Raw genomic sequence first — 13,431 nt, forward strand, 5'->3', positions numbered from 1 at the left:
TCGCTACTTCGGGGCGGTCTTCGCCCATTCGGCCCAGTCGGCGAGCGCCTGATAGATCCGCACGGCTGCCTCGATGGTGATCCGCATCGACCGGGTCTGCGGGCTGTCGCCGAAGTCGCCCCGGTCCTTGGCCTCGGCGTACGCCCGATAGCGCGCAGCGGCGTCGGCGAAGAACCGGGCCTCGTCGTCGAGATGGCGGCGGAGGTCGTCCGGCTCCATGAGCCAGAAGAACAGCGATCGCAGCAGCGACTGCAGGCGCATCGTGTGATCGACGTCCTCCGTGCTGAGCCAGCGGCGGATCTCGGCCTCGCCGGCTTCGGTGATCCGGTACGCCTTCCGCCGCCGGGGGCCTTCGCTGTCCACCTCGATCAGGCCCTCGTCGGCGAGGCGGCCGAGTTCGGCGTAGATCTTCGGATGCTGGGCGGGCCAGATCTGACCGAGCACCTCCTGGAACCGCCGGGCGAGGTCGTATCCGCTGGCGGGGCCCTCGGCGAGCAGGCCGAGCAGGCCGTGGCGCAACGACATGTGGACCTCCCGTTAATTCTTTCGCTCCATCTTGACATGTCCCCTGGGACATGTGCATGCTGGCTCACATGTCCTTTGGTACATGTCCTCTGGTAGGTGTGAAATGACGGAGCCGACGACCGAAGCAGTCCTCGTGACAGGCGCCGCAGGCGGCATCGGAGCAGCAGCCGTCCGGTCTCTGGCCGGTCACGGCATGCGGGTGTACGCGACAGTGCGAGGCGACGACGAAACCAGTCGATCCTTGGCGAAGATCGCGAACGTGCGGCTGATCACGATGGACGTTTCCGAACCGGCGAGCGTCGAGGCCGCCGTCGAGACGATTCGCCGAGAGTCTCCGGCCTTGCGGGCGGTGGTCAACAACGCCGGCGTCATCGTCCAGGGGCCGCTGGAACTCGTCCCGCCCGCGGAGCTGCGCCGGCAGTTCGAGGTGAACACGTTCGGCCCGGCCTATGTCGTTCAGGCTTTTCTGCCGCTGTTGCGCGCAGGCGGTGGCCGGATCGTCAACGTCGGCGCCCCGACCGGCCGGGTGGCGATGCCCTTCCTCGGTCCGATCTCGGCCAGCAAGGCGGCACTCGAGTCGTTCAGCAACGCGCTGCGACTTGAGCTGGCAGCCTGGAACATCCCGGTCTCGGTGATCGAGCCGGGCAGCACCCAGACCCGGATCTTCGACAAGGCGGGCTCGGCCGAGAAGGCCGCCCGGCGGCTCTCCGACCCGCAACGGGTTCGGCTCTACGCCGATCACCTGGCTCGCATGGACAAGGCGCAGGCGGCGATGAAGCAGGACCCCGTCCAGCCGGTGGCCGACGCCATCGTCCACGCCGTCATCGCGCGTACGCCGAAACGCCGGTATGTGGTGGGTGGCGCTCGCGCCATCGGGCTTCTGCTCAAGATGCCCACGGGACTACGCGAACGACTGCTGATGTCGTCGTTGGGGCTGCGTGGGGTGGCGGCCGGACGATGAAGACGATCGTCCTGATCGGAGCGACCTCTGGGCTCGGCCGGCAGGCGGCGTTGCAACTGGCCGCAGCCGGCCACCGGATGGTCCTCGTCGGACGCGACCGGCAGCGGTCCGACCGGCTTGCCGCAGAGGTGCCGTCGGCCACGGTGATCTCGGCGGACGTGTCGACGGCCGCAGGCGTGGACGCGGTGACCCAGCAAGTGACCGCCCTGGTCGACCGGGTGGACGTGCTGGTCAACAACGCCGGGGTGATGACACCCACCCGTCAGATCACGGCCGACGGAATAGAGCTCAACCTGGCGGTCCATCACCTGGCTCCCTACTCGATGACCAGCGGGCTGCTGACCCTGCTGCAGCGCGGCGAGGGCCGGGTGATCAATGTGAACTCCGAGGGCCACCGAGCGCCGATGCGGGGATCTGGACCGATCGTCCTGGACCTCGCCGACCTCAACGCGGAGCACGACTTCGACCCGTTCCTGACCTACAGCCGGACGAAGCTCGCCAACCTGTTGTTCTGCTACGAACTTCAGCGTCGCCATCCCGAGTTGACCGTGGCAGCACTGCATCCGGGTATGGTCCGCACGAATCTCGGTCGGCGGTTTCCCCGGTTGCAGGTCGCATTGCTCACGGCGTTCCTGCTCCCCGCCCGGGAAGGCGCGCGACCGGTCGTACGCCTGGCGACGGACGCTGAGGTGGTCGCCGGCGGCTACTACAACCGCTTCACCTGCACGCCGTCCTCGGCCGCGTCGTATGACATCGTGACCGCCCGAGGACTGTGGGAGGCGACCGCCGGACTCCGCGGCCCGTTCGCCTGAGAACGCCGCACCCGCCGAGCCGGCCGCCGTCCCCGGCGGTCGGCTAGTGTCGAGCGATGGATCATGAAGACCCGGAGGTGCACGGCTCCTCCTTCGGCGCGGCAGCGATCGCGTACGCCGAACACCGGCCGGACTATGCGCACGCCGCAATCCGATGGGCGCTCGAACCCGCACCAGGCCTGCGAGTGCTCGATCTGGGCGCGGGGACGGGCAAGCTGACCGCGACGCTGACGGAGCTCGGCGCGGAGGTCACAGCGGTCGAGCCCGACCCGGCGATGCTCGCCGAGTTGCGGCGGGGACTGCCGGACGCCCACGCGTTGCCGGGGAGCGCGGAGGAGATTCCGCTGCCGGACGCGTCTGTCGACGCGGTGGTGGCCGGCAACGCGATGCACTGGTTCGACATGTCCGTCGCCGGGCCGGAGATCGCCCGCGTTCTGCGGCCCGGCGGCGTACTGGCCGGACTGTGGAACGTCATCGACGACCGGATCGCCTGGGCGGCCGGGCTGGAGACGGTCGGCGGCAGTGCGGCGATCGGACCTCGTGACACTCTCGGCAACTGGCGGGCGGCCACGGCGAACCTCCACCTGCCCAAGAACGGTGGATCGGCGCGATTCGGCTCGCCGGAGCAGGCCGAGTTCCCGCACGGGCAGCGGCGTACGGCGGATTCGCTGGTCGCGACGCTCGGGACGCGGGCGGGCATGCTCGTCATGCCGGCGGCGGAACGAGCGGCCACGCTCGGCCGGATTCGGGGATACCTCGCGAGCCGCCCGGAGACCGCCGGTGGCGAGTTCACGCTGCCGATGCTGACCGGTGTGCTCCGCGTACGCCGGATCTAACGAGCGGGGGAGATGAACCCCGACTCGTACGCGAGGATGACCGCCTGAATCCGGTCCCGCGCGCCGAGTTTGGCCAGGATGTTGCCGACGTGGGTCTTCACCGTCTCGACGCCGACGTAGAGCTCGGTGGCGATCTCGGCGTTGCTGCGGCCCTCGGCGAGGAGGCGGAGCACCTGCGCCTCCCGTTCGGTCAGCGATCGCAGAACTGCGGCGTCGCGATGTACGCCGAAAGCGGCGGCGAGACGGCGCACGGAGGCGGGGAAGAGCAGGGAATCGCCGCTGGCCACAGTGCGTACGGCGGACAGGAGTTCGTCGGGGCGCGAGCGCTTGAGGAGGAAGCCGTTCGCGCCCGCCTGGAGAGCCGCGAAGACGTAGTCGTCGTTCTCGAACGTGGTGATCACGATGATCTTCGGCGGCTGCGGCATCCGGGCGAGGATCGTGCGGGTGGCCTCGATGCCGTCGACGCCCGGCATGCGTACGTCCATGAGGATCACGTCCGGTTGCAGTGTTCGCGCCTGCGAGAGGGCCTCGGCGCCGTCGGACGCCTCGCCGACGACCGTGAGGTCCGCCTCGGCGTCGACGAGGACGCGCAAGCCCGCCCGGATCAGTGGTTCGTCGTCGGCGATCAGCACCTTCAGCGTCATGGGTTCCCCTCGTAGGGCAGGACGGCGCGCACCCGCCAGATCCCTTGCACGGCACCGGCTTCGGCCCGTCCGCCGACCGACGACGCGCGCTCTCGGATGCCGACCAGCCCCCGCCCGCCGTCCGGCCGGGTCCGCCCCACCGGCCCGTCCGGCAGCGGGTTCTCCACCGTCAACGTGGCCTGCTCTGTGCGTACAAGTAGCCGGAGAGTGACCGGACCTCGGCCGTGCCGGATCGCGTTGGTGAGCGCCTCGCGGGCGATTTGCTGCAGCTCGTGCGCGGTCTCGGGCGGCACGCGAGCCTCATCGCCCTCGATGTCCGCGGTCAGGTCGAGGCCCGAGCGCCGCGCAGCGTCCACGAGATGCGCCATGCGCGGCTGCTCGCGAAGCACGCCCAGCACGTGGTCCAGCTCCGCCTGAGCCGTGCGCGCCGCTTCTTCGATGGCAGTCAACGCGGTACGCGCGAAGCCAGGATCGGTGTCGAGGACTCGCACGGCCGCTCCCGCCTGCAGCATCACGACGCTGAGCGTGTGCCCGACCGAGTCGTGCAGATCGCGGGCGAGCCGGTTGCGATCGGCGAGTTGTTCCGCGGTACGCCGGAGCACGGCGATCCGGTCGTTCGCCGACGGGCCGAGCAGCCGGGGCGCGAGCTTTGCCAGCAGCGCACCGGCCCCGGCAGCCGCCCCGATGAGTAGCGCGAGCAATGCGATCCCGGCGATCGGCTGCGCCGGGCCGAGCGTGTCGATCCAGACGGGCGGAACCGCCCAGCCGATGTCGCCCAGGAACGGCGAGAGGATGAGCAGCACCGCGCCGGGCGGAATCGCCAGCGTCATCGCCGCGACGACGCTGCCGAGGAAGAGATGCAGGAACCAGAACAATGCGGTACGCCCCCGGCCGCCCCGCCCGGCGGCGTCGAGCGCCTGGGCGGGGCCGCCGAGCAGCGTCCGGACGGTGGGGATCTCGATGGTGCGTACGACCGGAACCAGTCCGGTCACCGCCACGAGAGGCAGTGCGGCGGCGTAGACGACGGGGTCGGGATTGAGCACGCCGCGGACCAGGGAGGTGTTGACCTCGAGCGCGACTTCCATGAGCAGGACATACGGCATGATCAGCGCGCCGCCGAGGATCAGGTACAGCCATCGCCGCGCCAGTACTCCGACCCCATGTCTCACACTGTCAGCCTCTCATCCCCGGCTGTCCGATGCGCCTGGTGTAGCGGGGCCCGCTCGTCGGCGTCTTGGGGTGGTGCCGGCTCGTTCGCGGACGAGTGGCTCGGCTGGGCGAGCTGCGTCGCGGCGATCAGGCCGACCGCCGTGCCCGCGAGCAGGCGCAGCAACGAGACGAGTCCGAGCAGCCCGAGCGGCTGATCCCCGCCGGACAACGGCGAGTCGATCACGAGGTTGAGCGTCAGCCACAGCCCCCACGCGAAGTTGGTCCCCGCGCCCACCCAGGCCAACGTGAGGGCCGGCCACGTGGGACCGGGCCGTAGGCGAAGCAGGCCGAACGCGCCCGCCCCGGACAACAGCCCGAACACGGCCAGCAGGAAACGGCCGGAGAAGCTGGTCGAACCAGCCGGCAGTCCGGCGTCGCCGCCGAGCCCCCAGTAGAGGCAGATCAGCCCGAGGAGGGCTTGCATGCCGACCATGCTCTTGGCGAGCAACCCCAACTCCGACGGGAGAGGCCCGCCCGGGAGCCGCGGCCAGCGCTCGCGGGCGTACAGGACGAAGGCGGTCAGCAGGCCGACGCCCTGGCTCACGAACCCCACGTAGACCACCGCGTACACCCACGGCTCGACGATTCCGCCGCCCTCCGCGAACACGTTCACTCCCCGCAGGGCGCTGATCGCCGCAGCCGCCGGAAGGGCGAGGACGATCGCGCCGAGGAAGCCGATGCCGACCCACATCGGGAACAGGATCAGCGGAGCGGGCAACCGTCGGCCCCACCGGCGCGTGAACGCCAACGCGAGGAGGACTGCCGTGGCGTCCATCAGCACGGTGAAGAGGTTCATCGCGTAGAAGGTCGCATCATCCGGAGTGGACGCGTTCGTGCCGATGGTGCTGCCGGACAGCCACATGATCTTCAGGACCAGATACGGCGATGCGGCCGCGACGGCCGCGTACGCCGCGATGTTCTTGGCTTTCGTCATGCTCTCAGCGTCGTTCTTCAAGAGCGCGGGCGACTCCCGAGCAGGCGGGAACCGCCTCCCCCGCGCGGGGGATCTTCCCTTCCGCGCGCTACTGGTGGGCCTCCAGGCGCTACGGGTGGGCTTCCGCGCGCGTTATCCGGGGATAACGTCCCCTCGCAGCGAGGAATAACGACGTTATCCCGGGATGTCGCGCGAGATGGAGCGGGGGATGTCGCGCGTGAAGGTGCCGGGGACGACGAGCCCACCCTCGTACGCGGCGATCACCAACTGAGCGCGGTCACGCGCGTCGAGTTTCGTCAGCAGATGGCCCACATGCGTCTTCACTGTCGCGGCCCCGACGTGCAGCCGATCGCAGATCTCCGCATTGGACAGTCCCCGCGCGATCAGTTCCAGCACTTCGCGCTCGCGGTCGGTGAGCGGCAGATCCGAACGTGGCACGGGCTGGGGACGGCGGGCGAACTCGGCGATGAGCCGACGGGTGACGCCAGGCGCGAGCAACCCGTCGCCGGCTGCGACGACTCTGATCGCCGCCAGCAGGTCGGCCGGGGGCGTGTCCTTGAGCAGGAAGCCGCTCGCTCCCGCCCGCAGGGCGGTGAACACGTACTGATCGAGGTCGAACATGGTCAACATCAGCACCTTCGCCGTGCTGCCCGGGTCGGCGCAGATCTGCCGGGTGGCTTCGATGCCGTCGAGGCCCGGCATGCGTACGTCCATCAGGATGACGTCGGGCCGCTGGTGGCGGGCGAGGCGTACGGCTTCGTCTCCGGTGGCCGCCTCGCCGGTCGCCACCATGCCCGGTTCGGCGTCGACGAGCACCCGCAAGCTGCCGCGCAGCAGGGTCTGATCGTCGGCGAGCAGCACCTTCAACGGCTCGGTCATCGCGCGGCCTCGTAGCGCAGGGTGGCCCGGACGGCGAAGCCGCCACCGGGTTCGGGACCGGCAGTGAGCGTGCCGGCGTACATGGCGACCCGTTCGCGCATGCCGATCAGGCCGTGTCCGTTCGCACCCGGCTGCGGCGGGTTCGTCCCGTCGTCGATCACGCTCAGGCGCACCTCGCCGTGGTCCGCCTCGACGTCGATCGCGCAGCGTGCGTGCGGTCCCGCGTGCTTGGCCACGTTCGTCAGCGCCTCCTGCACGATGCGGTGCACGGCCAGACCCACGCCGTCCGGCAGATCCGCGAGCCCATGCGCGGTCAGCTCGGCTCCGGCCCGCCGCGCCAGGTCACCGAGCGCTTCCGGTCCGGGCGCGGGCGCGAGGTCCGCGGGTTCTTCTTCCGATCTGAGTACGCCGAGCATCCGCCGCATGTCGTTGAGGGCGTTCCGGCTGGTCTGCTCGATGACGCGTAACGCCTCGTGGGCTTCTTCCGGGCGGGTGCGGACGACGTGGTTGGCGACCCCGGCCTTCACCGCGATCAGGCCCATGCTGTGGGTCACCACGTCGTGCAGTTCCCGGGCGATGCGCAGCCGTTCTTCGTCGGCCGCTTCCCGGGCGATGCGCTGCGCTGTGCGTACGGCGTCAAGGCGGCGCTGCCGGGCGGCCCGGCCGAGTTCGGCGGCGGCGAGCAAGGCCAGGAACCCCAGGATCAGCAACCCGGCGTTACCCCGCCACCAGTCGCGGCCCGGTTCACCGGCCACCCCCAGCGTGGCCGCCCCGACCAGTACGCCGATCGACAACCCGGCCAGCCACCGCTCCGCCCAACTCCGGGGCGTACGCGTGGCGGTCACGGCATACAAGGCGTACGCGGCGGGCAGCAGAGGATCCCAGAGATGGTCCCGGAGGACGGCGACCACGCTGATCGTCAGCGTCACGAGGTACACCGGCAACGGCCAGATCCGGCGTACGACGAGCGGCAGGAGAGCGGCCCCGGCCAGGGCGAACTGCTCCCACGCGGGACCGGTCGCCGGGCGCGCCGCCGAGGGGCCGACCGGGCCGGTCGCGAGCAGCACGACCGCGTACGCCAGCACGACGACGCCGTCGAAGGCGATCAGCCGGGCGGGCCGGCTCTCGGGCTGCTCTGCGGGATGCACCGGTCGACAATAGTCACGGCCAGGGCGGATACGCCTCCGCCCACGGGTGGAGGAAGGGCCGGACGAGGTCCGACCCCGGTCCGATGCGCGCGGGCGGGCCGGCGAGCCACGATGGCAGCCATGATCGAGGTCTCTCAGCTGACCAAACGTTATGGGCGGGCGACCGCCGTGGACGACCTGACCTTCACCGTCCGGCCCGGGGTCGTGACCGGCTTCCTCGGCCCCAACGGCGCGGGCAAGTCGACGACGATGCGGCTGATGCTCGGCTTGGACCGCCCCACCGCCGGTGAGGTACGCGTCGCCGGCCAGCCCTACGAGCGCCTGAACCGGCCACTGCACACGGTCGGGGCGCTGCTCGACGGCCGGTCCGTCCACCCGGGACGATCCGCGCACAACCATCTGCGCTATCTGGCTCGCAGCAACGGGATCGGGCGTTCCCGCGTACAAGAGGTGATCGAACTGACCGGGCTGACGACGGCGGCCAAGCGGCGCGCGGGCAAGTTCTCCCTCGGCATGGCGCAGCGGCTCGGGCTGGCGGCCGCGCTGCTCGGCGATCCGGCGGTGCTGATCCTGGACGAGCCGGTCAACGGCCTGGACCCGGAGGGCGTCCGGTGGATTCGCGACCTGCTGAAGGGGCTGGCCGGGCAGGGCAGGACGGTGCTCGTGTCGAGTCACCTGATGAGTGAGGCGGCGAAGACCGCCGACCACCTCATCGTGATCGGGCGCGGACGGCTGCTGGCCGACACCGCCACCGTGGACTTCGTCGGGGGAGCGGAATCGCTGGAGGACGCGTTCCTGCGCCTGACCGCGGACGCCGTCGAGTACCGGGGGCAGCTGTGAACCTGCTCGCCGCCGAATGGATCAAGGTACGCAGCGTCCGCTCGACACTGTGGACACTGCTGGCGACGATCGGGCTGGCCGTTGGGCTGAGCGCCTTCGTCGCCGCGAACTTCCGGGCGAACATCGAGCGGGTGCAGAACTTCGACCCCATCGTGACCTCGCTCTACGGGCTCACCCTCGCCCAGCTGGCGCTCGTCGTGTTCGGGGTGCTCACCGTCGGCTCGGAGTACGCCTCCGGCTCGATTCGGCCGACCCTGGCGGCGGTGCCCCGGCGGGGTCGGTTCTACGCGGCGAAGACAGCCGTCATCGGGCTCGTGGCGCTCGCGGTGTCGGCCCCGTCCGTCCTGGCCGCCTTCGTCGTCGGGCAGCACGCGCTCGGCCCGTACGCCGTAGCCGCAGGCGATCCCGACACCGTGCCCGCCCTGCTCGGTGCGACGGCGTACCTGCCGTTGATCTGCCTCTTCGCGGCCGGGGTCGCGACGATGGTACGCAGTTCCGCGATCGCGCTCGGCGTCCTCGTCCCGGTGCTGTTCCTCGGCTCGCAAGGGCTCGGCAACGTGCCCGGACTGCGGCCGGTGCTGCAGTACCTGCCGGACCAGGCCGGGATGGAGCTCATGCGGATCGCCGGTGGCCCCGACAGCCGCTTCGGACCCGCGTACGGGCCTGGCGTCGCGCTGGTCATCCTGGTCGGGTGGACGGTTGCTGCGCTGGTTGGAGGATTCCTCGTGCTACGTCGCCGTGACGCGTAACGGCTTCCGCGCGAGGTCACGAAGCGGGCAGCGTCACGCATACTTGCAAGCCGCCCCCGGGGCGGGGGACCGCGCTCACATCGCCCTTGTGCGCCTGAGCCACCGCACGCACGATCGACAGCCCGAGGCCGCTGCCACGAGCGGAGCCGACCCGGTCGATGAGGCGGCGGAAGGGCTCGAACAACGTCGGCACCTCGTGGGGGGCGATGACCGGGCCGGTGTTGACCACCATCACCTGGACTTCGTGAGCGAACGACCGGGTGTGCACCTCGACGCGTCCACTGGGGATGTTGTAGCGGACGGCGTTGTCGACGAGGTTCCGGATGACCTGTTCGAGCAGGATCGCGTCGCCGACCGTACGCGCCGGTCGCAGGTCCGAAACGACGACCGCGTCTTGGGTGTCGGTGGCTGCGATCGCCGATTTGGCCAGGTCCGCGAGGTCGGCCGGGCGTGGCTGAGTGATGGCGTGCCCGGCGCTGGCCAGGGTCAGCAACGCTTCGATGAGACGTTCGTGCCGGAGGTTGATCTCGAGCAGGTTCTCGCCCAGCGACTGGATCTCCGGCGGGGCGGTGCGTTTACGCATCGCGACTTCGACCAGCGTACGGTTCATGGCGATCGGCGTTTTGAGCTCGTGTGCGGCGTTGGCGATGAACCGCTCCTGGCCGGCGAACGCGTCGTCGATCCGGTCGAGCATGCTGTCGAACGAGTCGGCCAGGGTCTTCACCTCACCGGGCGGATGTCGCAAGGCGATCCGGCGATGCAGCGTACGCCCCGCGATCCGTTGCGCGGCCGCGGTGATCGCATTGAGCGGCCGAAGCACCCGACCCGCGAGGAACCAGCCCGTCGCGGTGGCCACCAACCAGACTCCGATGACCGCCGCGCCACCCTTCTTGAGCAAGTTGGTCTGCATACTGTCGATGATCACGGCCTTCGAGACCTGGTCGGCCTCGAACTGGTCGTAGACCTTCTCCTTGTCGAGCGGAATCCGGCCGTCGACCCCGCTGTACTTCGACTGGATCGCGCCGTTGAGGGCATAGCTCATGCTGTTGCGGACGAGGATCACCGAGCCGAACAGCACCGCCGCGCCGCCGATCAGAAAGATCAGGCTGAAGGCGACAGTCAGCCGCAGCCGCAGGCTTCCCGAGGCGAACGAGTTCATCGGATGCGATATCCCACGCCGGTGACCGTCTCGATCAGCTGCGGATCGCCGAGCTTGCGGCGCAGGGAACTCAGGGTGACGCGGACGATCGTGGTGAACGGGTCGGTGTTCTCGTCCCACACCTTCTCGAGCAGGGTCTCGGCCGACACCGCGCCGCCGCCGGCCCGCAGGAGCTCCTCCAGCAGCGCGAACTCCTTGCGGGACAGGCTGACGTAGCGGCCGTCACGGTAGGTCTCGCGGTGGTGCGGATCGAGCCGCAGCCCGGCCCGTTCCAGCACCGGCGGCAGGGCCGGGCGGGCGCGCCGGCCCAGTGCCCGGATCCGCGCCACCAGCTCGTCGAACTCGAACGGCTTCGGCAGGTAGTCGTCCGCGCCCAGGGACAGCCCGCGTACGCGCTCGGCGACCGTCCCGGACGCGGTCAGCATCAGCACCCGCACCAGGCCGTCGCCCGCCGCCAACTGCCGGCACACCTCGTCGCCGTGGATCTTGGGCAGGTCCCGGTCCAGGACCAGCACGTCGTAGTCGTTGATCGAGAGCCGCTCCAGCGCCGCCGCGCCGTCGTGCACGACGTCGACCGCGAACGCCTCGTCCCGCAGACCGTCGGCGATCGCCGCGGCCATCAGGGGCTCGTCCTCGGCTACCAGTACTCGCACCTGCGCAAGTATGCCAGCGGCGTGTTAGCGCAGCGTGAGGACTTTTGCTCGCGGCCGGTTCACACCCGGTCTGGTGGACTCACGCCATGATCGAACAGACGGCCCGGCTCACGGTCGATCTCGCGGCCGTGCGGGCCAACGTCCGCGCCATTTCGGCTTGTACGCGAGCCGCAGTGATGGCGGTCGTGAAGGCGGACGGCTTCGGGCACGGCGCGGTGCCGGTCGCCCGGGCGGCCCTGTCGGGCGGTGCCACCTGGCTCGGTGTGACGTCCGCCGCCGAGGCGTTGCGGCTGCGCCAAGCCGGGATCGACGCGCCCGTCCTCAGTTGGTTGCACCCGATTGACACCGATTTCGAGCCGTTGATTCGCCGGGAGGTGGATCTGGGGGTTTCCACGGTGGCCCATCTGCGCCGGATCGCGGGTGCTGCCGAAGCCGCGGGCCGGGCTGTGCGCGTACACCTGAAAATCGACACGGGCCTGAACCGCAACGGAGCGAGCGCGAACGACTGGCCCGAGGTGGTCGCGTGGGCCGCCAAACTCGTGGCCGAGGGCTGGCTGAGCGTGACCGGCGTGTGGTCGCACCTGGCCGCGGCCGACCTGCCCGGCGACCGGATGACCGACCTGCAGCTGGCGGCGTTCCGCGACGCCGTCGCCGCCGTGCATGCCGCCGGTCTGCGCCCGGAGCTGCTCCACCTGGCGAACTCGGCGGCCACCCTGACCAGGCCGGACACGCACTTCGACCTGTGCCGCGTGGGCCTGGCGCTCTACGGCGTCGAACCGGTCGCGGGGCGGCGGCACGGGCTGCGCCCGGCGATGACCCTGAGCACGAATGTGATCAACGTCAAGCGCGTGCCGGCCGGGACCGGCGTCTCCTATCGGCACGAATACACCGTGCGGCGGCCGAGCACGCTGGCCCTCCTGCCTCTCGGGTACGCCGACGGCCTGCCCCGCACGGCGGAGGGCCGGGCGCACGTGTGGCTCGGCGGCCACCGTTGCCCGATCGTCGGCCGGATCACGATGGATCAATGCGTGGTGGACGCCGGGGGGCTGCCGGTGGCGATCGGCGACCCGGTGACCGTCTTCGGCCCCGGCGACGACGGCGAGCCGACCGCCGCCGACTGGGCGACCTGGGCGGGGACGAACCCGCACGAGATCATGACCGGCGCGGGCGCGCGGGCCGAACGAACCTGGGAAGGCGCATGAGCATCCGAAGGATGATCATCAGTAGGCACGGTTGGACTCATGCGGTCGCCGGCCGCAGGACGGTGATCGCATGAGCATAAAGATCGGTGTGTTGTCGGGCGGCCGAAGCGGCGAGCACGACGTGTCGCGGAACTCCGCGCGGAGCATCATCGCCCACCTCGACCCTTCGCGGTACGCCGTCACCGACGTCGTCATCGAGCGCGACGGTTCCTGGCTGGTGGACGGGGTGCCGGCGTCGTTCGGGCGAGCCCTCGGCGTGCTGACCGAGCAGCAGGTCGTGCTGCCCGCGATGCACGGCCCGAACGGCGAGGACGGGACCGTTCAGGCGATGCTGGAACACCTTGGCGTGACCTACGTCGGCAACGGCGTCTTCGCCAGCGCGGCCGGCATGGACAAAGAGTTCACGAAGAAACTGCTCGCCGCGGACGGCCTGCGCGTCGCGCCTGGCGTAGTTCTGCGGCGCGGTTCGGTCCTGCCGGACTTCCGCTTCCCGGTTTTCGTCAAACCGGCCCGCGCCGGCTCCAGCCTGGGCGTCTCCCGGGTCGCTCGGGCCGACGAGCTCGCGACCGCCGTCGAGCACGCCTTCCGTAGCGACGACAAGGTGCTGGTCGAACCGGAGATCGCCGGACGTGAGGTCGACGTCGCGGTGCTGGAGTTCCCGGACGGCCGGGTCGAGGCCGGGCCCCCGCTGGAGATCCGGGTGATCGGCGACGGATTCTTCGACTACTCGGCCAAGTACGCGGCCGGAGCCGTCTTCGACATCCCGGCCCGGCTCTCGCCGGAAGTCACGGCCTCGTTGCAGGCGCTGGCCGTCCGGGCGTTCCGGGCGCTCGACTGCCGAGGCCTGCTGCGGGTCGACTTCTTCCTCCCGGCCGACGGC

The 13,431-nt window shown here is 70.4% G+C and carries 15 protein-coding genes; 7 read left to right on the top strand and 8 right to left on the bottom strand.

Features of this window, described 5'->3' with window-relative positions; all coding sequences use genetic code 11:
- Positions 1-3: 3 nt before the first annotated feature.
- Positions 4-525, bottom strand: coding sequence for a PadR family transcriptional regulator (locus HOV77_RS07900; RefSeq protein ID WP_290859623.1), 522 nt, complete (start codon positions 523-525; stop codon positions 4-6).
- A 133-nt stretch (positions 526-658) separates the two neighbouring features.
- Between HOV77_RS07900 and HOV77_RS07905 the strand changes: the two genes are divergently transcribed.
- The 3 genes from HOV77_RS07905 to HOV77_RS07915 are packed head-to-tail and all read left to right on the top strand — an operon-like array spanning position 659 to position 3,134.
- Positions 659-1,486, top strand: a complete 828-nt coding sequence (locus HOV77_RS07905; protein WP_290859625.1) for an SDR family NAD(P)-dependent oxidoreductase — start codon at positions 659-661, stop codon at positions 1,484-1,486.
- Positions 1,483-2,298: an SDR family NAD(P)-dependent oxidoreductase gene (locus HOV77_RS07910; protein ID WP_290859626.1), complete on the top strand. Its 816-nt coding sequence runs from the start codon at positions 1,483-1,485 to the stop codon at positions 2,296-2,298. Before HOV77_RS07905 ends, HOV77_RS07910 begins: the two co-directional genes overlap by 4 nt.
- Before the next feature lie 56 nt (positions 2,299-2,354).
- Positions 2,355-3,134, top strand: a complete 780-nt coding sequence (locus tag HOV77_RS07915; protein ID WP_290859628.1) for a class I SAM-dependent methyltransferase — start codon at positions 2,355-2,357, stop codon at positions 3,132-3,134.
- Here the strand turns inward: HOV77_RS07915 and HOV77_RS07920 are convergent.
- The 5 genes from HOV77_RS07920 to HOV77_RS07940 all read right to left on the bottom strand — a co-directional run bounded on the left by HOV77_RS07920 (position 3,131) and on the right by HOV77_RS07940 (position 7,948).
- The gene (locus HOV77_RS07920; protein WP_290859630.1) at positions 3,131-3,778 is read right to left on the bottom strand and encodes a response regulator transcription factor; all 648 of its coding nucleotides are present in this window, start codon (positions 3,776-3,778) and stop codon (positions 3,131-3,133) included. The genes HOV77_RS07915 and HOV77_RS07920 overlap by 4 nt on opposite strands.
- A complete protein-coding gene (locus HOV77_RS07925) occupies positions 3,775-4,947 on the bottom strand; it encodes a histidine kinase (protein WP_290859637.1) in 1,173 nt (390 codons plus the stop codon). The genes HOV77_RS07920 and HOV77_RS07925 overlap by 4 nt, the downstream gene beginning before the upstream one ends.
- Positions 4,944-5,921, bottom strand: a complete 978-nt coding sequence (locus HOV77_RS07930) for a hypothetical protein (RefSeq protein ID WP_290859640.1) — start codon at positions 5,919-5,921, stop codon at positions 4,944-4,946. The genes HOV77_RS07925 and HOV77_RS07930 overlap by 4 nt, the downstream gene beginning before the upstream one ends.
- A gap of 174 nt (positions 5,922-6,095) precedes the next feature.
- A complete protein-coding gene (locus HOV77_RS07935) occupies positions 6,096-6,800 on the bottom strand; it encodes a response regulator transcription factor (protein WP_290859642.1) in 705 nt (234 codons plus the stop codon).
- A complete protein-coding gene (locus tag HOV77_RS07940) occupies positions 6,797-7,948 on the bottom strand; it encodes a sensor histidine kinase (RefSeq protein WP_290859645.1) in 1,152 nt (383 codons plus the stop codon). The genes HOV77_RS07935 and HOV77_RS07940 overlap by 4 nt, the downstream gene beginning before the upstream one ends.
- 120 nt (positions 7,949-8,068) lie before the next feature.
- On the opposite strand from HOV77_RS07940, the gene HOV77_RS07945 reads away from it, so the two are divergent.
- The gene (locus HOV77_RS07945; protein ID WP_290859648.1) at positions 8,069-8,788 is read left to right on the top strand and encodes an ATP-binding cassette domain-containing protein; all 720 of its coding nucleotides are present in this window, start codon (positions 8,069-8,071) and stop codon (positions 8,786-8,788) included.
- A complete protein-coding gene (locus HOV77_RS07950) occupies positions 8,785-9,537 on the top strand; it encodes an ABC transporter permease (RefSeq protein WP_290859651.1) in 753 nt (250 codons plus the stop codon). Before HOV77_RS07945 ends, HOV77_RS07950 begins: the two co-directional genes overlap by 4 nt.
- Before the next feature lie 16 nt (positions 9,538-9,553).
- Here HOV77_RS07950 and HOV77_RS07955 read toward each other — a convergent pair whose 3' ends face one another.
- Positions 9,554-10,696 carry an ATP-binding protein gene (locus HOV77_RS07955; protein ID WP_290859653.1) on the bottom strand — a complete coding sequence of 381 codons (1,143 nt, stop codon included), beginning with the start codon at positions 10,694-10,696 and terminating at the stop codon, positions 9,554-9,556.
- Positions 10,693-11,349 (bottom strand): response regulator transcription factor, encoded by a 657-nt coding sequence (locus tag HOV77_RS07960; protein ID WP_290859655.1) that lies wholly within the window; start codon positions 11,347-11,349, stop codon positions 10,693-10,695. The genes HOV77_RS07955 and HOV77_RS07960 overlap by 4 nt, the downstream gene beginning before the upstream one ends.
- Before the next feature lie 86 nt (positions 11,350-11,435).
- On the opposite strand from HOV77_RS07960, the gene alr reads away from it, so the two are divergent.
- Positions 11,436-12,551, top strand: coding sequence for an alanine racemase (gene alr / locus HOV77_RS07965; RefSeq protein WP_290859657.1), 1,116 nt, complete (start codon positions 11,436-11,438; stop codon positions 12,549-12,551).
- Between the two features lie 70 nt (positions 12,552-12,621).
- On the top strand, positions 12,622-13,431 hold an 810-nt coding region (locus HOV77_RS07970), incomplete at its 3' end, for a D-alanine--D-alanine ligase family protein (RefSeq protein ID WP_290859663.1).

The organism is Hamadaea sp. (assembly GCF_013362815.1).
GTDB lineage: Bacteria > Actinomycetota > Actinomycetes > Mycobacteriales > Micromonosporaceae > Hamadaea.

What these genes read in the sequence shown, in the direction of transcription:
- HOV77_RS07910 (WP_290859626.1), top strand. Translation starts at nt 1,483, where the DNA reads ATGAAGACGATCGTCCTGATCGGAGCGACCTCTGGGCTCGGCCGGCAG.
- alr (WP_290859657.1), top strand. Translation starts at nt 11,436, where the DNA reads ATGATCGAACAGACGGCCCGGCTCACGGTCGATCTCGCGGCCGTGCGG.
- HOV77_RS07935 (WP_290859642.1), bottom strand. Translation starts at nt 6,800, where the DNA reads ATGACCGAGCCGTTGAAGGTGCTGCTCGCCGACGATCAGACCCTGCTG.
- HOV77_RS07955 (WP_290859653.1), bottom strand. Translation starts at nt 10,696, where the DNA reads ATGAACTCGTTCGCCTCGGGAAGCCTGCGGCTGCGGCTGACTGTCGCC.
- HOV77_RS07915 (WP_290859628.1), top strand. Translation starts at nt 2,355, where the DNA reads ATGGATCATGAAGACCCGGAGGTGCACGGCTCCTCCTTCGGCGCGGCA.
- HOV77_RS07945 (WP_290859648.1), top strand. Translation starts at nt 8,069, where the DNA reads ATGATCGAGGTCTCTCAGCTGACCAAACGTTATGGGCGGGCGACCGCC.
- HOV77_RS07920 (WP_290859630.1), bottom strand. Translation starts at nt 3,778, where the DNA reads ATGACGCTGAAGGTGCTGATCGCCGACGACGAACCACTGATCCGGGCG.
- HOV77_RS07900 (WP_290859623.1), bottom strand. Translation starts at nt 525, where the DNA reads ATGTCGTTGCGCCACGGCCTGCTCGGCCTGCTCGCCGAGGGCCCCGCC.
- HOV77_RS07930 (WP_290859640.1), bottom strand. Translation starts at nt 5,921, where the DNA reads ATGACGAAAGCCAAGAACATCGCGGCGTACGCGGCCGTCGCGGCCGCA.